General features: G+C 62.1%; 20 protein-coding genes. 11 read left to right on the top strand and 9 right to left on the bottom strand.

Features of this window, described 5'->3' with window-relative positions:
* Window positions 1–687: 687 nt before the first annotated feature.
* On the bottom strand, window positions 688–1,755 hold the full coding sequence (locus RE432_RS05240; protein WP_310932182.1) for a LacI family DNA-binding transcriptional regulator: 1,068 nt from the start codon (window positions 1,753–1,755) through the stop codon (window positions 688–690).
* Window positions 1,756–1,859: 104 nt separating this feature from the next.
* Here RE432_RS05240 and RE432_RS05235 point away from each other — a divergent pair, with 104 nt between their 5' ends.
* The 4 genes from RE432_RS05235 to RE432_RS05220 all read left to right on the top strand — a co-directional run bounded on the left by RE432_RS05235 (window position 1,860) and on the right by RE432_RS05220 (window position 5,299).
* A complete protein-coding gene (locus RE432_RS05235; RefSeq protein WP_310932180.1) occupies window positions 1,860–2,432 on the top strand; it encodes a gluconokinase in 573 nt (190 codons plus the stop codon).
* Window positions 2,419–2,922 carry a TRAP transporter small permease gene (locus RE432_RS05230; RefSeq protein WP_310932178.1) on the top strand — a complete coding sequence of 168 codons (504 nt, stop codon included), beginning with the start codon at window positions 2,419–2,421 and terminating at the stop codon, window positions 2,920–2,922. Before RE432_RS05235 ends, RE432_RS05230 begins: the two co-directional genes overlap by 14 nt.
* A 1-nt stretch (window position 2,923) precedes the next feature.
* Window positions 2,924–4,204 carry a TRAP transporter large permease subunit gene (locus RE432_RS05225; RefSeq protein WP_310932176.1) on the top strand — a complete coding sequence of 427 codons (1,281 nt, stop codon included), beginning with the start codon at window positions 2,924–2,926 and terminating at the stop codon, window positions 4,202–4,204.
* 78 nt (window positions 4,205–4,282) lie between these two features.
* Window positions 4,283–5,299 (top strand): TRAP transporter substrate-binding protein, encoded by a 1,017-nt coding sequence (locus RE432_RS05220; RefSeq protein ID WP_310932174.1) that lies wholly within the window; start codon window positions 4,283–4,285, stop codon window positions 5,297–5,299.
* Between the two features lie 128 nt (window positions 5,300–5,427).
* Here the strand turns inward: RE432_RS05220 and RE432_RS05215 are convergent, their stop codons facing one another.
* From RE432_RS05215 to RE432_RS05195, 5 genes are all read right to left on the bottom strand, one after another.
* Window positions 5,428–5,622, bottom strand: coding sequence for a hypothetical protein (locus RE432_RS05215; RefSeq protein ID WP_310932172.1), 195 nt, complete (start codon window positions 5,620–5,622; stop codon window positions 5,428–5,430).
* 746 nt (window positions 5,623–6,368) lie between these two features.
* Window positions 6,369–7,643 carry a TRAP transporter large permease subunit gene (locus RE432_RS05210; protein WP_310932170.1) on the bottom strand — a complete coding sequence of 425 codons (1,275 nt, stop codon included), beginning with the start codon at window positions 7,641–7,643 and terminating at the stop codon, window positions 6,369–6,371.
* A gap of 54 nt (window positions 7,644–7,697) precedes the next feature.
* Window positions 7,698–8,192: a TRAP transporter small permease gene (locus RE432_RS05205; protein ID WP_310932168.1), complete on the bottom strand. Its 495-nt coding sequence runs from the start codon at window positions 8,190–8,192 to the stop codon at window positions 7,698–7,700.
* 109 nt (window positions 8,193–8,301) lie between these two features.
* Window positions 8,302–9,282 (bottom strand): TRAP transporter substrate-binding protein, encoded by a 981-nt coding sequence (locus RE432_RS05200; RefSeq protein WP_310932166.1) that lies wholly within the window; start codon window positions 9,280–9,282, stop codon window positions 8,302–8,304.
* A gap of 83 nt (window positions 9,283–9,365) precedes the next feature.
* The gene (locus RE432_RS05195) at window positions 9,366–9,860 is read right to left on the bottom strand and encodes an Lrp/AsnC family transcriptional regulator (RefSeq protein ID WP_310932165.1); all 495 of its coding nucleotides are present in this window, start codon (window positions 9,858–9,860) and stop codon (window positions 9,366–9,368) included.
* Window positions 9,861–10,103: 243 nt separating this feature from the next.
* Here RE432_RS05195 and mdeB point away from each other — a divergent pair, with 243 nt between their 5' ends.
* Window positions 10,104–12,758, top strand: coding sequence for an alpha-ketoglutarate dehydrogenase (gene mdeB / locus RE432_RS05190; RefSeq protein WP_310932164.1), 2,655 nt, complete (start codon window positions 10,104–10,106; stop codon window positions 12,756–12,758).
* A 15-nt stretch (window positions 12,759–12,773) separates the two neighbouring features.
* Here the strand turns inward: mdeB and ilvB are convergent, their stop codons facing one another.
* Window positions 12,774–14,519: a biosynthetic-type acetolactate synthase large subunit gene (gene ilvB / locus RE432_RS05185; protein WP_310932162.1), complete on the bottom strand. Its 1,746-nt coding sequence runs from the start codon at window positions 14,517–14,519 to the stop codon at window positions 12,774–12,776.
* A 76-nt stretch (window positions 14,520–14,595) separates the two neighbouring features.
* On the opposite strand from ilvB, the gene RE432_RS05180 reads away from it, so the two are divergent.
* A complete protein-coding gene (locus tag RE432_RS05180; RefSeq protein ID WP_310932161.1) occupies window positions 14,596–15,150 on the top strand; it encodes an SET domain-containing protein-lysine N-methyltransferase in 555 nt (184 codons plus the stop codon).
* On the opposite strand, the gene RE432_RS05175 is transcribed toward RE432_RS05180, so the two are convergent.
* Window positions 15,145–16,080 carry a LysR substrate-binding domain-containing protein gene (locus RE432_RS05175; protein WP_310932160.1) on the bottom strand — a complete coding sequence of 312 codons (936 nt, stop codon included), beginning with the start codon at window positions 16,078–16,080 and terminating at the stop codon, window positions 15,145–15,147. The genes RE432_RS05180 and RE432_RS05175 overlap by 6 nt on opposite strands.
* Window positions 16,081–16,152: 72 nt before the next feature.
* Between RE432_RS05175 and RE432_RS05170 the strand changes: the two genes are divergently transcribed.
* The 5 genes from RE432_RS05170 to RE432_RS05150 all read left to right on the top strand — a co-directional run bounded on the left by RE432_RS05170 (window position 16,153) and on the right by RE432_RS05150 (window position 21,478).
* A complete protein-coding gene (locus RE432_RS05170; protein WP_310932158.1) occupies window positions 16,153–17,352 on the top strand; it encodes a M20 aminoacylase family protein in 1,200 nt (399 codons plus the stop codon).
* 45 nt (window positions 17,353–17,397) lie between these two features.
* On the top strand, window positions 17,398–18,378 hold the full coding sequence (locus RE432_RS05165; protein WP_310932157.1) for a tripartite tricarboxylate transporter substrate binding protein: 981 nt from the start codon (window positions 17,398–17,400) through the stop codon (window positions 18,376–18,378).
* 166 nt (window positions 18,379–18,544) lie between these two features.
* The gene (locus RE432_RS05160) at window positions 18,545–19,075 is read left to right on the top strand and encodes a TRAP transporter small permease (protein WP_310932156.1); all 531 of its coding nucleotides are present in this window, start codon (window positions 18,545–18,547) and stop codon (window positions 19,073–19,075) included.
* Window positions 19,072–20,370 carry a TRAP transporter large permease gene (locus RE432_RS05155; RefSeq protein ID WP_310932155.1) on the top strand — a complete coding sequence of 433 codons (1,299 nt, stop codon included), beginning with the start codon at window positions 19,072–19,074 and terminating at the stop codon, window positions 20,368–20,370. Before RE432_RS05160 ends, RE432_RS05155 begins: the two co-directional genes overlap by 4 nt.
* Before the next feature lie 76 nt (window positions 20,371–20,446).
* Window positions 20,447–21,478, top strand: a complete 1,032-nt coding sequence (locus RE432_RS05150) for a DctP family TRAP transporter solute-binding subunit (protein WP_310932154.1) — start codon at window positions 20,447–20,449, stop codon at window positions 21,476–21,478.
* Window positions 21,479–22,704: 1,226 nt separating this feature from the next.
* Here the strand turns inward: RE432_RS05150 and RE432_RS05145 are convergent.
* Window positions 22,705–23,202 carry a nucleoside 2-deoxyribosyltransferase gene (locus RE432_RS05145; protein ID WP_310932153.1) on the bottom strand — a complete coding sequence of 166 codons (498 nt, stop codon included), beginning with the start codon at window positions 23,200–23,202 and terminating at the stop codon, window positions 22,705–22,707.
* Window positions 23,203–23,245 lie beyond the last annotated feature (43 nt).

Below are 23,245 nucleotides of genomic sequence, written 5' to 3'. Positions count from 1 at the left end.
CCGATTGGTTGGTTCCCTGCTGTTTCTTTCGTTCGGTTTCGTTTTTTTATGCCTGCTTTTTGTTTTGTGCCTCGGCCTCGTGCCTGCTTTTTGGCCTTGTTCTTGTTCTTAAGGAAGGTCGGCGTGACGCGGGTGGCGGGCCATCGCTGTTTCTCTGTTTCTCTGTTGTCTTCGTTGCCGCTGTTGTCGCTGCTAGTCGGAACAAGCGCAGCGGCACATGTGAATCGTAATCCATCTGTTTTGCGCAGGCTGACTACATTCGCTACAGAGGTGTTTGGGGTGGAGGGGGTGGAAAAAGTTTGAGGCGCTGCGTCACGGTATTTACAAGAAACAGGACACCGTTCGCAGCGACGATCTTTTTCCACCCCCTCCACCCCAAACGCCTTGACATCACCGTAGTAAAAGCTCACCTTGATACCGCCGTAGCATCAACCATCGCCGCCCCTTTATGTCCGCCGAGCTGTTCGTGATGCCCACAAGCCCTGCGGTGTGCCTTGGGCTGGTTCCGGCTACGGCGTGCTTGTTTCCGCGTCTACGTCGTCCAGGCGGGCGGCGGGAGAACTCGCGCTGACGCGCTCAGACAGCTCCCGCCTTTTTCCCCGCCTTCCCTTCCGTAGCCCGCGGCGCACGCCTAACCGCCGGCCCCAGCCCAAGGCACACCGCAGGGCCGGCGATCAAGCGACACGGTCAGCTGCTTTCGCGCACCATCAGCTCGAAACCCAAATCGATGGCGGGTTCGGGAACAGAATCGCCGCGCATGAGTTTGAGGAGCATGTCGGCGGCGGCCAGTCCGATTTCCCGGCGGGGGGTGCGCAGGCTGGATAGAGCGGGCAGCATTTGGGCGTTGCCCGGAAGGTCGTTGAATCCGACAATGCTGACCCGGCCGGGGACGGATACGTTCATGCGCAGGGCCTGGAGCAAGCCGCCATGGGCCAGGTCGTCGTTACAGAAGAAGATGGCATCGATGTCCGGATGGGCCGACATGAGCTGCTCGAAGCATTCGGCACCCAGTGCCACTGACGACGGTTTGGGGCTGAGGATTTCCAGCGCGGGATCGTAGCAGCGGGCCTCTTGCAATGCGGATCTGAAGCCGCCGGCGCGTTCTATTGTGCGCGGGTCAAGCTGGGCGCCGACAAAAGCGATTTTCTTGCGGCCTCGGGCCAGGAGATGGCCGGCAACGGCGCGGGCGGCTTCGTCCTGCGAGAAGCCCACGCAGTGCAGCGAGGAGTCGTCGCTCAGTTCCATGACGTGTACGCAGGGGGTGCGGCTGTCCTGGATCAGTTTGCGTTGGCCTTGGCTGCGGTCCAGCCCGGTCAGGATGATACCTGCGGGTCTGTGCGACAGATAGCTTTCAAGCAAGGCGGCTTCCCGGGCGGGCTGGTAGTGGGTGATGCCGACAAACACCTGATAGCCGGCATGCCACATGGATTCCTGCACCGCTTCAAGCAGGTCGGTGAACAGGGTGTTGGACAGCATGGGGATCAGGACGACGACATGAGTGCTTTTGGCCGAGGCCAGCGCACGGGCGGAAGGGTCGGGCCGATAGCCGAGTTTTTCCACGGCGGCGCGAACCCGCCGGGCCAGCTCGGGGTCGACCCGGGCTTTGCCGCTGACAACGCGAGAAGCGGTAATGGGGCTGACGCCTGCTATCGCCGCGACGTCGGCCAGGGTGACGCGGCCCGTGGCACGGCTGCTGGCGCGTGGCTTTCTGACCCTGGAGACGGGTGGCGTTGCGGGTAAAGAAGGGTCGGTCATACGTGTAATCCCTAGCTTGTGCCGCACATTATGATAGCGCTATCTTTGCGGCTTGCTCTGGTTTAGCCAGAGTACCCATTTTACGGAAGTTTCCTTTTTTTTCAATGATAAAGATAGCGCTATCTTCTATAGAAACCGACGCACCGGATCAGGGATTCATTGCACCGCAGGCGGTGGTGGTCATGGGCGTATCGGGCAGCGGCAAGTCGACCGTGGGCCAATTGCTGGCGCAGACGCTGGAATGGACGTTCATTGAAGGCGACGCATATCACAGCCCCGGCAACTGCGCCAAAATGGAAGCCGGTATCCCGTTGACCGATGCCGACCGCGCTTCGTGGCTGGATGTATTGGGCGTGCAGTTGTCGATGCATAGCGCCCAAGGCGTGGTGCTGAGCTGTTCGGCGCTCAAGTCCAAGTATCGCAATCAGCTACGCGCGCATGTGCCTGCGCTGCGTTTCATCTGGCTGAAGCTTGAACGCAGCGCGGCGCAAGCCCGCGTGGCGGCGCGTGGGTCCAGCCATTTCTTTCCGCCGGCGCTGATCGATAGCCAGTTTCAGACGCTCGAACCGCCTGTCGATGAAACCGCGCTATTGCCGATAGACGGCGATCAACCCGTTTCCGACATTATCCAGGCCAGCCTGCGCTGGCTGCATGCGAGACAACATGAATCCATCTGAAGTGTTCATCAACCCGGACAGTCCGAAGCCATTGCTGCTGAAGGCTGCCGAGGCGTTCCTGGCCGTTACGCTGACCATCATGGTGGTCGCAGTGTTCAGCAATGTGGTGCTGCGCTATGCCTTCGACACAGGGCTGGTCATGTACGAGGAGCTGTCCCGGCTGCTGTTCGTATGGCTGGTCTGCGTCGGAACGACGGTGGCGGCCTACGAGAACAAGCATCTGAGCTTTACGCTCGTCGTCGACCGCGTCGGCCCCCGGACGCGCAGTGCGCTGTACTTCCTTGCGGCAGGCATTGCGGCGGTCGTGCTGGGCATGGTGGTCAAGGGTTCTTGGGATCAGGTGCTGGCCGGCATGCAAAGCTTCAGTCCGGTCATGGGCTACCCCTTGGCACTGGCTGCGGCGGCAACGCTCTTCATGGCCTGCGTCATGGAAATACTGCTCTTCAAGGAAGTGATCGTCGATCGGCTTCTGCGGCGGAAGGGGCGCTGATATGGAATCCACTTTATTGTTTCTGGCGGTGCTGTTCGGCGGCATGGCCATCGGCATCTCGATTGCCGTATCACTGATCTTGTCGGCTGTGGCGCTGATGTGGCAACTGGATTTTTTCAATACCCAGTTGCTGGCGCAGAACCTGCAGGCGGGGTTCGATAACTTCCCCTTGCTGGCCGTGCCCTTTTTCATTCTAGCCGGCGAATTGATGAACGCAGGCGGACTCAGTCAGCGCATTATCGACATGGCGCGCGCTTTCGTGGGCCATATCTCGGGCGGCCTGGGTTATGTGGCGGTGTTCGCCTCGGTGCTGCTGGCCTCGATGAGCGGTTCGGCCATCGCCGATACGGCTGCGCTGGCAACGATTCTGCTGCCCATGATGCGCCAGCAGAATTATCCGGAAGGCTATAGCGCCGGGCTGCTCGGTTCAGGCGGCATCATTGCGCCCATCATCCCGCCGTCGCTGCCCTTCATCATCTATGGCGTCACCACCAATACGTCCATCAGCCAGTTGTTCATCAGCGGCGTCTTTCCCGGAATCCTGATGGGTACTGCGCTCTTGCTTGCGTGGCGGTCGATTGCACGCCGGCACAAATTGCCTTCCATGGAGAAAAAAGACTGGGCATTCCGGAAACAGGCGCTGGCCAACGGCACATGGGCCATCGTGATGCCTGTCATTATCCTGGGCGGCATCCGCTTCGGTATCTTCACCCCGACCGAAGCGGCGGTCGTCGCGGCAGTCTATGCATTTTTCGTGGCGCGCTTCATCTACAAGGCCATGACGTGGGCCGACTGCTACAAGGTGCTGGTCGCCTCCAGCAAAACGACGGCGGTGGTCATGTTCCTGTGCGGGGCCGCCACGGTCGCGGCCTACATGATCACGCTGGCCGACCTGCCCAACCAGTTGGCCGTGCTGTTCGAACCCATCATGGACAAGCCGCTGCTGTTCATGGCGCTGATGGTTTTCTTCCTTCTGCTGGTGGGCACGTCCATGGACCTGACCCCCACCATCCTGATTTTCGCGCCGGTGTGCTTGCCGCTGGCCATGAAAGCGGGCATCGACCCGATCTATTTCGGCTTCATGTTCGTGTTCACCGGCTGCCTGGGCCTGATCACGCCGCCGGTGGGCACTGTTCTGAATGTCGTGGCGGGCGTGGGGCGCATCCGGATGGAATCCGTCATCAAAGGCATCTCGCCGTTTCTGATGGTCTACGTGATTCTGCTGGCGCTGTTCGTGCTGTTCCCGCAATTGATTATTGCGCCGGCACGCTGGCTGAATTGATACAAGGCAGCTTGATGCCGCCGCAACACCGGCGCTTATGCGCCGTTGCAGTCTTCACTCTATATAAGGAGAGACACCATGAAGTTGAAAACACTGTTTCTTGCCGCCGCACTCGTTGCCGGCTCGCCCGTGCTTACCGCGCACGCGGCTGATATCCAGTCGCGCCTGATCCGTTTTGGCTACGGCCTGAACCAGGACTCCAACCAGGGCCGCGCCGCCAAGGTTTTTGCCGACGAGGTGGCCAAGCTATCGGACGGCAAGATGAAAGTCCGGGCCATTGGCGCGGCCGCCCTGGGCTCCGATATCCAGATGCAGCAGGCTTTGATCGGAGGCGCTCAGGAAATGATGGTGGGCTCTACCGCAACACTGGTGGGCATCACCAAAGAGATGGCCATCTGGGACACCCCTTTCCTGTTCAATTCGGGCGAAGAGGCGGATAAGGTGCTGGACGGCCCTACAGGCACGCTGATCAAGGACAAGCTGAAAGACAAGGGTCTGGTCGGCCTGGTGTACTGGGAGAACGGTTTCCGCAACTTGACCAACAGCCGCCATCCGGTCGCCACGGCTGACGATTTCAGCGGACTGAAGTTGCGTGTGATGCAGAACAATGTGTTCCTGGAAACGTTCCAGAAGCTGGGCGCGAATGCGATTCCGCTGCCGTTCTCGGAGCTGTTTACGGCGTTGGAGACGAAGACGGTGGATGGGCAGGAAAATCCGTTCAATACGATTCTGTCGAGCAAGTTCTACGAGGTTCAAAAGTACTTGAGCGTGACCAACCATGTGTACAGCCCGTGGATTGTGACGGTAAGCAAGCGCTGGTGGGATGGCTTGAGTGCGGACGAGCAGGATGTGCTGATGAAGGCGGCCGAGACCAGCCGCGACTATGAGCGCAAGGATACGCGGGATGAGGCGGACAAGGCGTTGGCTGCTTTGAAGGAGCACGGGATGGAAGTGAATGTGGCGGGTCCGGACAGCGTTGAGCAGATGCGCAAGACGATTGCGCCGGTGAATGAGCAGATCAAGAAGGAGGTGGGTGCGGAGATCTGGCAAGCGGTGCAGGATGAGCTGGCGGAGATTCGGAAGCAGGGGTCGTAATGGCTGGGGTTGGTTGAATTGAGCATGGCTATGAGCGGCGTCTTTTTGGGGCGCCGTTTTTTTTGGCTGCTTTTCTTTTGTGTATTGTTTTTGTATCTACGTTGTTTGTCTCGTTTTGGGCCTGGGTTTTATGCCTCGTCCTTGTCCTTGGACCCGTCCTTGCCCTTGGACCCGTCCTTGTCCTCGTTCTTAAGGAAGGCCAGTGTGGCGGGGGCTGTTCCGGCTTCGCGCGCTACGGCCTTGGCTGCGCCAAGGCTGCCCGTATCAGGCCGGGCAATCAGGGCGGGGGCGGAACTCGGCCGGTCGGGCCAGTGGCCCGACATGCACCGGCCTCAAACAGGCCGCCCCCTTGCCTCCCTGATTGCCCGGCCTGAGACGGCGTGCGCGAGGCGCCTGCACAGCCCCCGCCACGCTGACCTTCTTAGGAATCGAATGATTGAACGAATGATAAACGCCTGACGCTGTGCGTGGCTTGGCCGCTGGTGGCAGGCCATCGCTGTTTCTCTGTTGTCTTCGTTGTCGCTGTTGTCTCTGTTGTCTCTGCTGGCCGGAACAAGCGCAGCGGCACATATGAATCGTAATCCATCTGTTGTGTGCAGGCTGACTACACCTGCTACAGAGGTGTTTGGGGTGGAGGGGGTGGAAAAAGTTTGAGGCGCTGCGTCACGGTATTTACAAGAAACAGGACACCGTTCGCAGCGACGATCTTTTTCAACCCCCTCCACCCCAAACACCTTGACATCACCGTAGTAAAAGCTCACCTTGATACCACCGTAGCATCAGCCATCGCCGCCCCTTTATGTTCGCCGAGCTGTTCGTGATGCCCATAAGCCCTGCGGTGCGCCTTGGGCTGGGGCCGGCGGTTAGGCGTGCGCCGCGGGCTACGGAAGGGAAGGCGGGGAAAAAGGCGGGAGCTGTCTGAGCGCGCCAGCGCGAGTTCTCCCGCCGCCCGCCTGGACGACGTAGACGCGGAAACAAGCACGCCGTAGCCGGAACCAGCCCAAGGCACACCGCAGGGCCGTCGTTCCGCACACAACAACGCATCAACTCAAAACGGCGTTACGCCCCTCTACCCATACACCAGCTCCTTAAAGAACAGCGTGATCCAAGGCACATAGGTGATGACCAGCAAGCACCCGACGACCACCGCGACAAAGGGCAGCAGCGGCCGTATCAGCCGTTCTATGGGCAGGTTGGCGACGGTGCAGGCGGCAAACAGGTTGACGCCGAAAGGCGGCGTGACCATGCCCAGGGCCAGGTTGACCACCATGATGACGCCGAAGTGGGCCGGGTCCACCCCGAACTGCATGGCTACCGGCAGCAGCAAGGGGGCCAGCACGACGATGGAGGCGGATGTCTCGATGAACATGCCGATGATGAACAGCGCTGCGTTGACGCCCAGCAGGAATGCATACTTGTCGTGGAAGATCATGCCCAGCCAGTCGCCCAAGGCGGCGGGGATGCCCGCCCGGTTGAGCAGGAAGCCGAATACGCCTGCGTTGGCGATGACGAACATGATGACGGCGGTGGAAATCACAGAGCGGTGCAAGGTGGCCGACAGGCTTGCGAAGGTCAGCCGGCGATACACGAATATGCCGACGATCAATGCGTAGACGACGGCCACGGCCGAGGCTTCGGTGGGGGTGAAGATGCCGCCGTAGATGCCGCCCAGGATGATGGCGGGCATCAGCAGGGCCAGCCAGGCGCGCTTCAAGGCCGGCCACAGGGGCAGGCGGTCTGCGCCGTCGTGCTTGCCATAGCCATGCCGGCGGGCATACAGCCAAACGTAGATCATCAGGGTGCCCGCGATGAGGATGCCCGGGCCGATGCCGGCGATGAAGAGTTCCCCCACCGAGGTATCGGTCGATACGGCGAACAGAATCATGGGGATGGATGGCGGAATGATCACGCCCAGTTCGGCGGCCGAGGCTTGCAGCGAAGCGGCAAAAGGCTTGGGGTAGCCATGCTTGACCATGGCGGGAATCAGGATGGCGCCGACGGCGAAGGTGGTGGCCACGCTGGACCCGGCCACTGCGGCGAAGATCATGCAGGTCAGGACGCAGCTGCATGCCAGTCCGCCCTGCATGCCGCCGACCACGCTTTTGGCAAAGTCGACCATGCGCTCGGAAATGCCGCCGGCCTCCATCAGGTTGCCGGCCAGGATGAAGAAAGGCACGGCGACCAGGGGATATTTATCGAGCGCGGCGTAAACCTGCTGCGCAATCACCAGCCAGGTCATGCCGTCGTAGGCGACCCCCAGCATGCTGGCCAGCCCGATGGACACAGCCACCGGCACCGACAGCGCAAAAAACAGCAACATTGAAACAACCATCAACTGCGGCATGGTTTCACCTGGTTTTGTTCGTTATGGAATGGGTTGTCAATCACGTTGCGCCTGTCAGATGACGGTGTCGTCGACAATCGCCTTGCGCGGCCCTTCGGACCAATAGGCCACGACCGCCAGTATGGCCAGCGTCATGCCGATGGGGATGGAGATATACACCCAAGAGATGGATACCTCGAGGCTGGGCATGGTCTGGAAACGCACCCGCCACGACATCTGGCCGCCCACCCAGGCCAGGAAACCCAGAAAGCTGACGCAAATGACCAGGATCAGATGCTCGAGCCAGCGCTTGTTGCGCGGCCCCAGAAAGCTGTGCAGCATTTCGACGCTGAGCATGGCGCCTTGCCTGAAGGCCAGCGCGACGCCCAGCATGACCGTCCAGATGAGCGAGGCGCGGGTCCAGGCTTCGCTCCAGTCGGCCGGGGTCGCCAGGACGAAGCGCGCAATGACCTGGTAGAAGCCCGCCGCGACGGCGGAAAGGATCAATAGCTGGGTAATGACCGAGACCAGCCGAAAGAGGGAACGGTCCAGAAAGCGAATGACTGTCACTGCCTTGTCCTGTGTATGTCGCGCCAGGCGTCCGAAGCCGGAACAGGCCGGCAAACGACAGAGGCTGGCGTATAGCCAGCCCCGTTCTTGGCGCTACGTGCTCATGGTTTTACTTTGTGTTTTGAATCGACTCGACCAGTTCCTTGCCGAACTGTTTGTGGTACTGCGGGTAGACCGGTTGCACCGCCTTGACGAAGGCAGCGTGATCAACCGTGTTGACCTGCATGCCTTCCTTCTTGACCGCATCCACGCCACTGGCTTCGATGTCATCGACGTACTTGCGCATGGCCACGGCGGCATCGTGGCCGGCTGCCTTGAATTTTTCCTTGTCGGCGTCGGACAGGCCGTCGTAGACGTTGGGCGACATCAGGACCAGGGCCGGACCGTATACGTGGGCCGTCAGCGACAGGAATTTCTGCAGTTGGGGCAGTTTGGCGGACACGATCACGGACAAGGGATTTTCCTGGCCGTCGATGGTGCCTTGCTGCAAGGCGGTGGCCACTTCGGGCCAGGCCATGGGCGTAGCCAGGATGCCGATTTCGCGGAAGGCGGCAATGTGGATGGGGTTTTCGGTGGTGCGGATTTTCAGGCCCTTGGCGTCTGCGGGCGAGGCGACCGGACGCACGTTATTGGTCAGGTGGCGAAAGCCCTGCTCGCCCCAGGCCAGGGCCACGATGCCGCGCTTGGGGAATTCTTGCAGCATTTGCTGGCCGATATCGCCGTCGAGCACTTTACGGGCGTGGTCCAGGTCGCGGAACAGGAAGGGGATATCGAACACCCCCGTCTTGGGGACGAAGTTCAGCGTCGCGCCGGTGGATACGATGGCGATATCGATGGTGCCCAGTTGCAGGCCTTCGATGACTTCGCGCTCGCCGCCCAGGGCGCTGTTGGCGAACTGCTGGACCTTGAATTCGCCCTGCGTGCTGCCTTCGATGGATTTGGCAAAGGCATCGGCACCCGCACCGTAGTGGGAATTGGTCGACAAGGCATAGGCCATCTTGAGGTTGCTGGCTGCCAGTACGGGCGCAGCGGCGAACATGCCGGCCACCGATGCGGCCAGCAGTGCTTTTGTAAACCAGGTATTACGCATTTTTTCCCCAACTATGTGGTCATTGTGAAACGGCTCTCAGGGTTTTACCTTAATCGCCGCCAGCACGATATTGGGGTTTTCTATCAAGCAGCGCCTGTTCTGCCCGCCGGCAAGGGCAGCGCGGTTTTATACAGCACTTGCTTCAATGCGAAGCTGGAGCGGATTTTCTCAATGCCGGGGATGGGCGTCAGCTGGTCCAGGATGAAACGCTCCAGCGCCGAGATATTGGGCACGGCAACGCGAATCAGATAGTCGGAATCCCCCGTCATCAAATAGCATTCCATGACCTCCGGGTGCTCGGCGATGCGGCCCTCGAAGCTGGCCAAGGCTTCCTTTTCCTGTGATTTCAGGCTGATGGAGATGAATACGTTCAGGCCCAGGCCCAAAGACGCCGCATCAGCCAGCGCCACGTAGCGCGCGATCACCCCGGCGGCCTCCAGGGCCTTGACCCTGACCAGGCAGGGCGATGGCGACAGGTGCACACGGCGGGCCAGCTCGACGTTGCTCAGCCTGCCGTCGCGCTGCAACTCGTCCAGGATGCGCAGATCGGTCGCATCCAGTTCAACGCTTGGCTTCATGTAAGACTCCCCCGGTTTTGCAAGCCGCTATCTGGTTCCGGCACGGTCCGGCCCCATGGTCCACAGTCGGAGCAGCGCGCAACGCAAATTGAACATACGTTAAAAACTGATTTTTAAAGCATTTTATGCTTAAAAACCATCTTGCGGCATGTGAATTTAGAAGCCCATGCCGACGCTTTGGACGCACAATAAACAGCATCGGATCGCATTCCCCACACCACCCGCCGTCACACGAGCCCAGACATGAATTCGCCGCTGTCCCTGCACCATCTGCTCCCCTCCTCCGACCCGCATGGAGACGCGGACCCGGAAGAAACCCTGGAATGGCGCGAAGCCTTCCAGGCCCTGATCGCGACCCAGGGCGCCGAACGCGGCACCTTCATGCTGCAGGAGCTGCACCGCCTGGCCAGCGGACTGCAAGTCCCCTGTCTGCCGCCGGCCGGCACACCGTACGTCAACACCATCCCGGCGCAGCAGCAGCCGGACTTTCCCGGCGACCTCGACCTGGAAACGCGGCTGGGCGGGCTGATGCGCTGGAATGCGCTGGCCATGGTGGTGCGCGCCAACGCAGCCTATGGTGAACTGGGCGGACACATTGCCAGCTATGCCAGTGCCGCCGATCTGTTCGAGGTGGGCTTCAATCACTTCTTCCAGGCTCGCCGCGACGGCGCCGACGCGCATGGCGGCGACCTGGTGTTCTTCCAGCCTCACAGCGCCCCCGGCGTCTATGCCCGCGCCTATCTTGAAGGGCGCCTGCAGGAGCAGGACCTGGCCCACTATCGCCAGGAGCTGCGCGGCCCGCGCGAAGGCGCGCGCGGCCTGTGCAGCTACCCGCACCCCTATCTCATGCCGGATTTCTGGCAGTTTCCCACCGGGTCCATGGGCATTGGTCCCATCAGCGCCATTTATCAGGCCCGCTTTATGCGCTACCTGACCCACCGGGGCCTGCTGGACTGCACGGGCCGCAAAGTGTGGGGGATATTCGGCGACGGCGAAATGGACGAGCCCGAATCCATGAGCGCGCTGACCCTGGCGGCGCGCGAAGGCCTGGACAATCTGGTGTGGGTGGTCAACTGTAATCTGCAGCGGCTGGATGGCCCGGTGCGCGGCAATGCACGCATCGTCGACGAACTCGAGCGCTTGTTCCTGGGCGCGGGCTGGAATGTCATCAAACTGCTGTGGGGCAGCGACTGGGACGGCCTGTTCGCCCGCGATACGCAAGGCGCGCTGGTGCGCGCCTTGTCCAATACCGTCGACGGGCAGATGCAAACCTTTGCCGCCAAAGACGGCCGCTACAACCGCGATCATTTCTTTGGCCAGAATCCCGACCTGATCCGGCTGGCGCAAGGCATGACCGACGAGCAGATCGACACCCTCAAGCGCGGCGGGCACGATCTGGTGAAGATCCATGCCGCCTATGCGGCCGCGGCCGCGCATCGCGGCCAGCCCACCGTCATCCTGGCGCACACCAAGAAGGGTTACGGCATGGGCACGGCCGGCCAGGGCCGCATGACCACGCACTCGCACAAGAAATTCGAAGATACCGATCTGCTGGCGTTCCGGGATCGCTTCAAGCTGCCCTTGACCGACGAGCAGACCTTGCGCCTGGAGTTTTTCAAGCCCGCCCAGGACAGCCCCGAGTTGCAGTACATGCACAGCAAGCGCGAGGCCCTGGGCGGCTATCTGCCTGTACGCCATACAGACGCCGACCGCGTGGCGTTGCCCTTGCTGAACGACTATGCCCGGTTTGCCCTGCAAGGCAAAGGCCGCGAGATGTCCACCACCATGGCCTTCGTGCGCATGCTGGGCGGACTGCTCAAGGACCGTGAACTGAGCCCGCGCATCGTCCCCATCGTCGCCGACGAGGCCCGCACCTTCGGCATGGCCAATCTGTTCAAGCAGGTGGGCATTTATTCCAGCGTTGGCCAACGCTACGAGCCCGAGGACATCGGTTCGCTGCTCAGCTACCACGAGGCCACCAACGGGCAGATCCTGGAGGAAGGCATCAGCGAGGCCGGGGCCCTGTCCAGTTGGACGGCGGCCGCCACCAGCTACAGCGTGCATGGCCTGGCCATGCTGCCTTTCTACATTTATTACTCGATGTTCGGCTTCCAGCGCGTCGGCGACCTGATCTGGGCAGCGGCCGACCAGCGCCCGCGCGGTTTCCTGATCGGCGCCACGTCGGGCCGAACCACCCTGGCGGGCGAGGGCCTGCAGCACCAGGACGGCAGCAGCCACCTGTGGGCGTCAGCCATCCCCAACTGCAAGGCTTACGATCCCGCCTTCGCGGGCGAACTGGCCGTCATCATTGATCACGGCCTGCGGGAAATGCTGCAGGAACAGCGCGACGTCTTCTATTACGTAACGGTCATGAACGAGAACTACGCCCAGCCCGACCTGCCTGACGACAAGCACGGCGATGTGATCCGCGGCGCCTACCATTACGCCCGCTACGACGCGCAAGGCGGCGCCGCGCAGGCGCCTTGCGCCACCTTGCTGGGTTCGGGCGCCATCCTGACCGAAGCCGTGCGCGCTGCCCAGGCGCTGGCCGCCGAAGGCATCACCGTGGACGTATACAGCGTTACCAGCTGGAGCGAGCTTGCCCGTGAAGGACACGATGTCGTGTCGGCCGACCTGGCCGATGCCGATGCCGTAAACCGCTGCTTCATCGCCCGCCAATTGGCGGGCAGCGCCGGCCCCATCGTGGCCGCCAGCGACTATGTGCGTCTGGTCCCCGAATCTATCCGCGCCTACCTGCCAGCCGGCCGCCGCTACCTGACCCTGGGCACAGACGGCTTCGGCCGCAGCGATACCCGCGGCGAACTACGGCGCTATTTCCAGGTCGATGCCCACGCCATTGCGCAGGCGGCGCGGGCCGGCCTGGGCCGGCCCGGCTAGGAGCGCCGCAGCACGCTAGTCTTCAACGTACCAGGTGTCCTCGGATAGCATGACTTGCTGATGGCCATAGCCGGCGGGCATCATGGGGAAACAGTTTTCCTGGGCCAGCACGACCACGTCCAGGAAGTAAGGCCCCTCGTAGGCCATGCATTCGGCCAGGGCCGCGTCCAGGCCGGCCGGGTCTTCGACCCGCGCGGCGCCCCAGCCGAAGGCCTTGGCCAAGGCCACGAAGTCAGGCAGCGAGGCGTTATAGCTATGGCTGTAGCGCCCGTCGTGTATCAGTTCCTGCCACTGGCGCACCATGCCCATGTGGCCGTTGTTGCACAACACCACTTTGACCGGCGTCTGGTGCTGGGTGGCGCTGGCCAGTTCCTGGATGTTCATGAGTATCGAGGCATCGCCGCTGACGCAGACCACCGGCTTGCCGGGATGCGCGATCTGCGCGCCGATGGCCGCCGGCAGGCCGTAACCCATGGTGCCCGCCCCGCCGGAGGTCAGCCAGCGATTGGGGCGATTGAACTTGATGTATTGCGCGGCCCACATCTGATGCTGGCCGACATCGGTGGAAATGATGGCATCGGTGCCGGTCAGCGCCTGGTCCAGGCGCTGCATCAAGTGCTGCGGCAGAATGTGTTCGGGCGACGGCGTTACCTTCAGGCAGTCTTTGGCGCGCCAGACGCCTATGCGCTGCCACCAGGGCTCCAGCCGCGCGGCGTCGGGGGCAAGCTGGGCCAGTTCCTTGCGCAGCGCGCGCAGCAGGGGATAACAATCACCCACGAGGGCGACATCGGCGCGCACCACCTTGTTGATGGAAGCCGGGTCGATATCCAGGTGAATCTTGCTGGCGTGCGGGCAGAAGTCCGACAGGCGGCCCGTGATGCGGTCGTCGAACCGGGCGCCCACGCAGATGATCAGGTCGGCATGGTGCATGGCCAAGTTGGCTTCCAGCGTGCCGTGCATGCCCAGCATGCCCAGGAACAAGGGGTCGTCCGCAGGGAAGGCACCCAGGCCCATCAGGGTCAGCGTGCAGGGCGCCCCCATGTCCTGCACCAGGCTGGCAAAGGCGTGGCAGGCGTCGATACCCGAGTTGATCAGGCCTCCGCCGCCATAGAAAACCGGCCGCTTGGCGTTGGCGATCAACGCCACTGCGCGCTTGACGGCGGCTTCGGTGGCTGGGCTGTTGGTCTCGACGGCCACCGCTTCCGGCGCATCGGTATCGCCCGTTTGCTCGGGCACCAGGCCGATCTGCATGTCTTTGGGAAAGTCCAGCAGCACCGGCCCGGGCCGGCCCGACGTCGTCAATTGATAGGCCTTGGCCGCCATCGGGGCCACGTCTTCCGTGCGCCGGACTTGCGCATTCCACTTGGTGACCGGGCGCGAAATGCCAATGGCGTCGCATTCCTGGAAAGCATCGGTGCCGATCGCCCCCGTGGCGACCTGCCCGCTGATGCACAGCACGGGAATCGAATCGCACAAGGCGTCCAGCAGGCCCGATGTGGTGTTGGCCATGCCCGGCCCCGAGGTCACGATCACCACGCCCGGCTTGCCGGTGGAACGGGCATAGCCTTCGGCCGCGTGCACGGCCCCCTGCTCGTGCCTGACCAGCACATGGCGTATGCGCGGTTCGGAATACAGGGCGTCGTACAGCGGCAGCACGGCGCCGCCCGGATACCCGAAAATCGTGTCCACCCCATTGGCGATCAGGGTGTCGAGCAGGGCTTGGGCACCGTTGCGGGTGACGGTTTCAGTAGTAGTATTCACGGGATCACGCTTTATTGCATAAGATATCGGTCACAGAAGTTTATTACCTTTTCATGCTGCGCCACAAAACCCACTTATGACTGAACCCTCTCAACCCTGGCACCTTGTCAAGAAATCCACGCTGCATGGCACGGGGGTTTTCGCCGCCCGCGATATTCCGGCGGGTACGCAAATCGTCGAATATCGCGGCAAGCGCATCACACCCGAGCGGGCGGACGAGATGCATCCGGTCAACCCCGACGACCCTTTCCACACATTTTTCTTCTCGCTCAGCAGCGGCAAAATCATTGATGGCGGCGACCGGGGCAATGACGCGCGCTGGATCAACCACGCCTGCGCGCCCAACTGCGAGGCGCAGGAAAACGCCAGCGGCAAGAAGGTGCACATCGTCGCCTTGCAGGACATTCCCGCCGGGGCCGAGCTGTTCTATGACTACGGCCTGATCCTGGATGGCCGCATCACGAAAACGCTGCGCCAGCAGTATCAGTGCCTATGCGGCGCCGACACGTGCCGCGGCACCATGCTGGCCCTGCCCAAGAAAAAACCGGCCGCGTCCGCGAAAAGCAAAAAGCCGGCGAAAAAGAACAAAAGCGCCGGCAAGAAAGACAAGGCACGCGCCAAGGGCTCATGATCCCGCCGGCCATGACGCCTTGCCCGACTGCCGCTTCAGGTACAAGCCGAACAGGTCGGCCAGGGTCATGGCAGCGGCCGAAAGCGGCACATTTTTCAGGCGCAAGATGCCCAGCACTGCGTCAGGCAGGTCGATATCGAAACGGATTATTCCCGCCGCTTGCGCGCCGATCGACGGCGCATCAAAGAACACGGCGGGCAACACGGTCAGCATATCGGTGCTGCTGATCAACTGCCAGTTGGTCAGCGTTGAGTTGCAATCCAGGATGCGCGCGGGCGGCGCAAGCCCGCGATCCGCCATCCAGTTCAAGACGCGCTCGCTATAGCTGCCTGCATGCAGGCTGAAGATCCACTCGTAATCCAGCAAGTCAGCGATATGGGCGGTATGCGCCATGGGATGGCCCTTGCGGCCCGCCACATAGAAAGGCGTGCGTACCAGCGGCTCGAAGCTGAGCGCATCGGGAACCAGGCCGGGCTGGGCCATGACGACCGCGAAGTCGAGTTCGCCGTCGAGCAAGGCCGGCGCGACCAGCGATGGCAAGCCTTCGCGCAGGTTCAGCGCCACCTGCGGCTTCAAGCGCCGGAAATGCGTGCACACATCGGACAGCACCGATAGAACCACCATGGGAGTCACCCCCACGGCCAGCCGGGCGTGCCCCTGCCCCGTCAAGGCCTGAATTTCAGACCGGGCGATATCCAACTGCCGATGCGCCACCTTGGCCCGGTCTTGCAGAATCTTTCCGGCGGCGGTCAGTTCCACCCCCCGATAACTTCTGATTAACAGCTCGGCGCCCACCTCGCCTTCCAGCGCTTTCAAGGACTTGGTCAAGGCCGCCTGCGACAGGTTGAGCTGCCGAGCAGCGCCCCTGATGGTGCCGGTTTCGGCCACGGCGAGCAGCGCGTTCAGATGATGCTGTTTCATACCGCTCATGATAACTACTGGTTGTCATGAAAAACAAATTATCAGTGCATGGATTGCAACAGCCTCATCAATAATGCAGCCATGGATATCAAAACACGACAAGCCAGCCACTGGGATGACTACATTGCGCTCAGGCGCGACATCCATCGCCATCCCGAGCTTGGCTTCGAAGAGCATCGCACCGCGGGCCTGGTGGCGGACCGCCTGAGGGCGCTGGGCTACACCGTGACCGAAGGCATCGCCGGAACGGGGCTGGTGGGCAGCCTTCGCCACGGCGCATCGGCGCGCAGCATAGGATTGCGCGCCGACATGGATGCCCTGCCCATTCAAGAAGCCAACGACATTGCGTGGGCCAGCCAGACGCCGAACATCATGCATGCCTGCGGCCACGATGGCCATACCGCCATCTTGCTCGCGGCCGCCCATGCCATTGCCCAGCGCCGCGCCTTCGACGGCACGGTCAATCTGATCTTCCAGCCCGCCGAGGAATTGGGCGGCGGCGGCGGTGCGCGGCGCATGATCGAAGAAGGCCTGTTCGAACGCTTTCCCTGTGACGCTGTATTTGCCCTGCACAATATGCCTGGGTGGCCCGCCGGCCAGTTCATGTTCAAAGATCAAGTCATGATGGCCTCGGCCGACCGGGTGGTGGTGACCTTTCAGGGCAAGGGCGGCCATGGCGCCGTGCCCCACCGGGCCGTCGACCCGACCATTGCGGCCGCCAGCGCCATCATGGCGCTGCAGACCATCGCCTCGCGCACGATAGACCCCCTGCAAAGCGTGGTCATCAGCGTGGGGGCGCTGAACGCCGGTTCCACCTACAACGTGATCCCCGACAGCGCCCGTCTTGAACTGAGCGTGCGCACGCTCTCGGCCACCGTGCGCGACCAGTTGGAAGCCAGCATCACCCGCATCTGCACATTGCAGGCCGAAAGCTTTGGCGCAAGCGCCCACATCGACTATCAGCGCGGCTACCCCGTTCTGGTCAACACGACAGCGGAAACACAAAGCGCCATCGCCGTGGCCCGGCAGCAATTCGGCGATGCCAGGGTCGTGACCGATATCGACCCCTTGATGGGCAGCGAGGATTTCGCCTACATGCTGCGCGAATGTCCGGGCTGCTATCTGCTGATCGGCAATGGCCAGATCGGCGAGCACGACGACGCCACCGGCCTGACGAACTGCATGGTGCACAACCCGGGCTACGACTTCAACGACGCCTGCCTGGCCCCCGCCGCCACGTTCTGGGCGGCGCTGGTCGAGCACCGCCTGGCGCCGGCCTGAGTCCGCCAGGCATTCGCCTACCTATATCCATAAACGGAGACATCCATGCATAAACCGCTACTCGCGCTGGGCCTTGCCGCCACCGCCCTGTTTTCCCTGCTATCGCCCGCCGCAGCGGCCTCTTCGGCCCAAGTCAACCTTGTCGTGCCTTACCCGGCCGGCGGCGGATCCGATTTCATCGCCCGTACGCTGGCCCCCGTGCTGGCCGAAGCCCTGGGCCAGAACATCATTGTCGAGAACCTGGGCGGCGCAGGAGGCGCTTTGGGCAGCCACCGCGTGCTGCAACGCCCCGCCGACGGCCATACGCTGCTGTTGGGCTCGCCCAACGAAGTCATTCTTGCCCCGGCGGTCAACAATGCACTGGAGTACAAGGCCGAGGACTTCCAACTGGTCGGGGCCGCGACCCAGACCAGCCAAGTCCTCGTCGCCCGCCCTTCTCTTGAAGCCCCCGACATCAAGGCTTTGCTGGCACAGGCCAAAGCGCCTTCAGCCGAGCCCATCAGCTACGGCAGCGTCGGGATAGGCTCGCTTTATCACGTCACCGGCGCCATGCTGGCCTCGGAAACCCACAGCGATATGTTCCACGTTCCCTATCGCGGCGCGGCGCCGTTGGTCCAGGATCTGATCGGCGGGCAAGTGGACATCGCCTTCCTGCCCCTGGCGGGCAATGTGCTGGGCCTGATTCAGGATAAAAAGCTGAAGGCGCTGGGCGTTGCGCAGGCCGAACGCAACCCCCTGGCGCCCGGCATTCCCACCCTGGGCGAAATCGATCCGCAATTGGCGAACTTCCACTACCCCACCTGGGCGGGCTTGCTGGTCCGGGCAGGCACCCCGGACGAAGCGCTTGTCCGGCTGCAAACCGCGCTGGGCAAAGCCCTGGCCGACCCCAAAGTCAGGGCCAGCATCCAGGACAGCGGTTCCGGCGTCGCCGAGCCGCCAAGCCTCGAACAGGCCCGCCGCTTCTATGAGCAGGAAACCAGCCTATTCCGCAAGATTGTGTCGGACAAGCACATCAGCGTCGACTAAGCCCGTCGACTGAACCGGCAGGCCAGGGGAGGGCCGGCGGGGCGGCATCCTGGCTGCCCCGCCGGCCCTCCCCCCATAAACGCGGGAAACCCCGGGCTAGCAAAAACGGCACGACGCGTTAGCATGTCGGCTATTGCATAAAACAGCCGTTCTACACATTGCCCCCATGTCTTCCCCGAATCAACCCGACGACGAACCCATAGAACCCATTCTGCCCGACGTTGCAGACCCTCCCGTCAAAGTCCCCCTTAACATCGAAGACTGGATTTCAGTGCTCGTCATGGCGGCGCTGGCGCTGATCACCTTCGTCAACGTGATCACCCGCTACCTGACCAACGGCTCCCTGGCCTGGACGGAAGAAATCTCCGTCTTCCTGCTGATTGTGCTGACCATGACGGCGGGGGCCACCGCCTTCGTGCGCAACCAGCACATACGCATCGAACTGTTCGCCGACGGCGGCACGCCCGCGCGGCGGCGCAAGCTGGCCCTGGTCAGCTACGCCCTGGTCCTGGCCTTTTTCGTATTGCTCACCATCCTGTCCGCGCGCATGGCGCTGGACGAATACAACTGGGGCGACACCTCGCCCGCCATCGGCGTGCCCACCTGGTGGTATTCGATCTGGATGCCGGTGTTGTCCTTTGCCATTTCCTTGCGCATCGCCGGCATGCTGCGCCGCTTGCTGCGGGGCCAGGCATGATCGTCACCACCCTGTTCATTGTCTTCATCATCCTGATGGTCATCGGCATGCCGGTGGGCGTGGCGCTGGGCATCGCCGGCACCCTGGCCATCGTGATGTCCAACCTGGACACCCAGTGGTTCGGCCTGCTGGCGGTGCCGCAAAGCTTTTACGCCGGCCTGGCCAAATACCCCTTGCTGGCCATTCCCATGTTCGTGCTGGTGGGGTCGATTTTCGACCGTTCCGGCGTAGCCAGCCGCCTAGTCAATTTCGCCATTGCCATCGTGGGCCGCGGCCCGGGCATGCTGCCGCTGGTGGCGATCGCCGTGGCCATGTTCCTGGGCGGTATCTCGGGTTCAGGACCGGCCTGCGCCGCCGCCGTCGGCGCCGTGATGATAGGCGCCATGACCCGCGCCGGTTACCCCAAGCCCTACTCGGCCAGCATTGTGGCCGCGGGCGCCTCGACCGACATCCTGATCCCTCCCTCCATCGCCTTCATCGTCTATTCCATCCTGGTGCCGCAAGCGTCCGTGCCCGCCCTGTTCGCGGCCGGCATGTTCCCCGGCATTCTGGCCGGTATCGCGTTGATCATCCCGGCCGTCTGGATGGCCAGGCGCCACAACATGGGCAGCCTGGAAAGCAGCCTGCCGCGTCCGCCCTTCTGGTCCAGCCTGTTCGAGGCTTCGTGGGGCCTGATCGCGCCGGTCATCATCCTGGGCGGCATGCGCATGGGCTATTTCACGCCCACCGAGGCCGCGGTGGTTGCCGTGTTCTATGGCCTTTTCGTAGGCATGTGCGTGCATCGCACCATCAAATTCCGCGATCTGTTCATCATCCTGCGCGAAGCCGCCGAGCTTTCAGCCGTCATCATGCTGGTCGTGACCCTGGCCGGCATTTTTGCCTGGGCCTTGTCCACCCTGAGCGTGATCGACCCCATTACCCAGGCCATTGTCAATTCCGGCTTGGGCGAGTACGGCGTGCTGACGCTCTTGATCGTGCTGCTGGTGATCCTGGGCATGTTCCTGGACGGCATCTCGATCTTCCTGATCTTCGTGCCGCTGCTCATGCCCATTGCCAATACCTATAACTGGGATGCGGTCTGGTTTGGCGTGATCCTGACGCTGATGGTGGCGGTGGGCCAGTTCACGCCGCCGCTGGCCGTCAACCTGATGGTGTCATGCCGCATCGCCAAAGTGCCGATGGAAAGCACAGTACGCTGGGTGCTGTGGCTGCTGGTGTCCATGTTTGCGGTGTTGTTGCTGGTGATTCTGTTCCCCGAGCTGGCGCTGTGGCTGCCCCGCTACCTTGGCTTCTAGAAATAGTTACCCTTTACCCGCCGGCAGGCGCCACGCCACCGGCATTTCCGTGCATTGACACACCCGAGGAGACCTTATGAAAATCCGTTCACTACTTGGCGCCATCACCTGCGCGGTGGCGGCCCTGGCGGCAAGCTCCGCCGCCCACGCCGCCAACTACAAATCCGAATACAAGCTGTCCATCGTAGTCGGCACCACCTTCCCCTGGGGCCAGGGCGCTGAAATCTGGTCCAAGCTGGTCAAGGAACGCACCGACGGGCGCATCAACATCAAGATCTATCCCGGCACCTCGCTGGTGCAAGGCGATCAGACCCGCGAATTCACCGCGATTCGCCAGGGCGTGATCGACATGGCTATCGGCTCCACCATCAACTGGTCGCCCCAGATCAAGCAATTGAATCTGTTCTCGCTGCCCTTCCTGATGCCCGACTATGCCGCCATCGACGCCCTGATACACGGCGAAGTCGGCAAGCAGCTGTTCAAGGACATTGAAAAAGCCGGCGTTGTACCGCTGGCCTGGGGCGAAAACGGCTATCGGCAGCTCAGCAACTCCAAGCACGAGATCAAATCGCCGGAAGACCTGAAAGGCCTGAAACTGCGCGTGGTCGGCTCGCCGCTGTATATCGACACATTCACTGCGCTGGGCGCCAATCCCACGCAAATGAGCTGGGCCGATGCGCAACCCGCACTGGCGACCGGCGCCGTAGATGGCCAGGAAAACCCGCTGTCCATTTACGCCGGCGCCAAGCTGTACGACGTGGCCCAAAAATACCTGACGCTCTGGAACTACGTGGCCGACCCGCTGGTGTTCGTGGTGAACAAGCAGGTGTGGGAGTCCTGGACCGAGGAAGATCGCAAGATCGTGCGTCAAGCCGCCATCGATGCCGCCGAGCAAGAAATCGTTATCGCACGCAAGGGCGTGACGCCCGAAGACCCGTCCATGCTGAAGGACATCGAAGGCCACGGCGTGACCGTCACCAGCCTGACGCCCGAGCAACATGAGGCGTTCGTGCAGGTGACCAAGCCGGTGTTCGAGAAATGGAAGAAGACCATTGGCGAGGACTTGGTCGATCAGGCCCAGAAGGATATCGCGGCCCGCAAGAAGTAAGAAGCGCGATGCAGGTGAACACCCGGCGGATGCTTTTGCCGGGTGTTCTCTTTTGACATGACCTGTTCAGGTTGGACTGTTCAGGTCTTTGAACACGGGTTGTTTGGGGCCTATGGCATGGGTTGTTCAGATCTTAAACATGGACTGCTCAGGCCTTTACATGGGTTGTTCAGGTCTTTGAACACGGGCTGTCCGGTTGACCGGGGTATCGGGCTAGTCGAAGGCGGTTCAGGCCTGCGGCCTGAACTTCCCGGATTTTGCCCGGACCCAGGGCGGCCGCGGAACTCGTGCGCTCGGGCCAGTGGCCCGAAAACGCGCACTCAAACAGCCGCTGCCTTGCACCCCTGGCTCCGGACAAAACCCGGCGCCTCCGAAAACCGCCCTCCACCCCTGTCAGCCGCACAGCCCTGTAAAGCGTCTGATTGGGCTGAACCCATCGATAGGACTGCACTCGGCAATTGGACTGAACTCATCGCTGTGCCATGGCGTCTTGATAGAGCGTCCATGGTTCGAAGCGCATGGCTCGACGCACAGGGCATTTGGGCGGAAATGCCCTGCATTGCATGACCTCAAGCGTGAGTGCGAGCTGACTGTTTGACTTCTGGAGTATTTGACTTCTGAGCAGGTGCCCAAGCCACCCGTCATGACAGGTAGCAAAGAGCGAACCCTGCACGACTGAGTCCGGCTGCATTCAGGCTGCAGTCGCTTGGTACAGGCATCGCACCCATGCCATCCCCCACGACAGACAGTAAAGAACCAAACCCTGCACGACAGCGTTCAGCGTCCATCGCACAACACCACCCATGCCCATCCATCCCATGACATGACAAGCAAAACGGGGTACCAATCCTATTTATTATGAGGCCTGCCGGGTGCTTGCGGGGTGGTCGGGCGACTTTGGGCCACGCCGTGGCAAGACGGGCTGGCGGAGAGGCAAGGGCGCAGTTGTCTGAGCGCCGGCTTTCGGGCCACCGGCCCGATGGCGCGAGTTCTGCGCCTGCTCCGCCAGGCTGGCTTGACGCGGGCAGTCCTGCGCAGCAGGACCGGGGCACGGAAGCCCGGCTACCCCGCAAGCACCCGGCAGGCCGCCTTAAAAAACCCAAACCACCCCAAAAAGCACCAAAAGCCTGAACCCTCAAACACCCATCTTCAGGCCACCACCCCATCAATGCCGCAAGTTCTGCGCCCACTCCGGCAGCCTAACCTGGAAAGCGCCACAACTGAAATCAGGCATGCTCAGCCATCTCGCTCAAGCAATCCTCAATCGAGCCGATGACCACCTGCGCGCTGCAGGCAACCATCAGATTCAGATTAAGCCCGAAATCCTCCACCGTATAACCCTGAGTATCCGTATAAACCGGACTGCCCGGCGCACGTATCGCCGCCACCTGCTTCACCAAAGGCCGCGCATCATCGGTATACACCCACACCGGCTTGCCCAGCGCAGTCGCATAGCCCACCTCAAAGACAGTGCCCGAATCAGGCTCCGCCCCCCGAAAAGCATTGACGTTCGCCGCCACCATATCCGCCTCGTGGATCAGGCCAACATTGGCGCGGTATATCCATAGCGCCAACTCCGGCCCCGCCAAACTTCTGGGGGCCTCGTTATCAAGCGGGTACAGCCCCTTAAAACCGTACTTGCTGCACAAATCCTTCAGCGTATCGCCCCATTCTCGGGCGTCGGGCCGGAACACATCGAAGCCGGCCAGGTAAATCGATTTCATCTTCACTCCCGCCCGAAGGCCATCGCCGCATAATCCGGCGCAA

This window comes from Pusillimonas sp. SM2304 (assembly GCF_031628915.1).
Classification (GTDB): Bacteria; Pseudomonadota; Gammaproteobacteria; order Burkholderiales; family Burkholderiaceae_B; genus Pusillimonas_C.
Note: the sequence above shows the minus strand (reverse complement) of the source record. Positions and strands in the feature narration are given on the sequence as shown.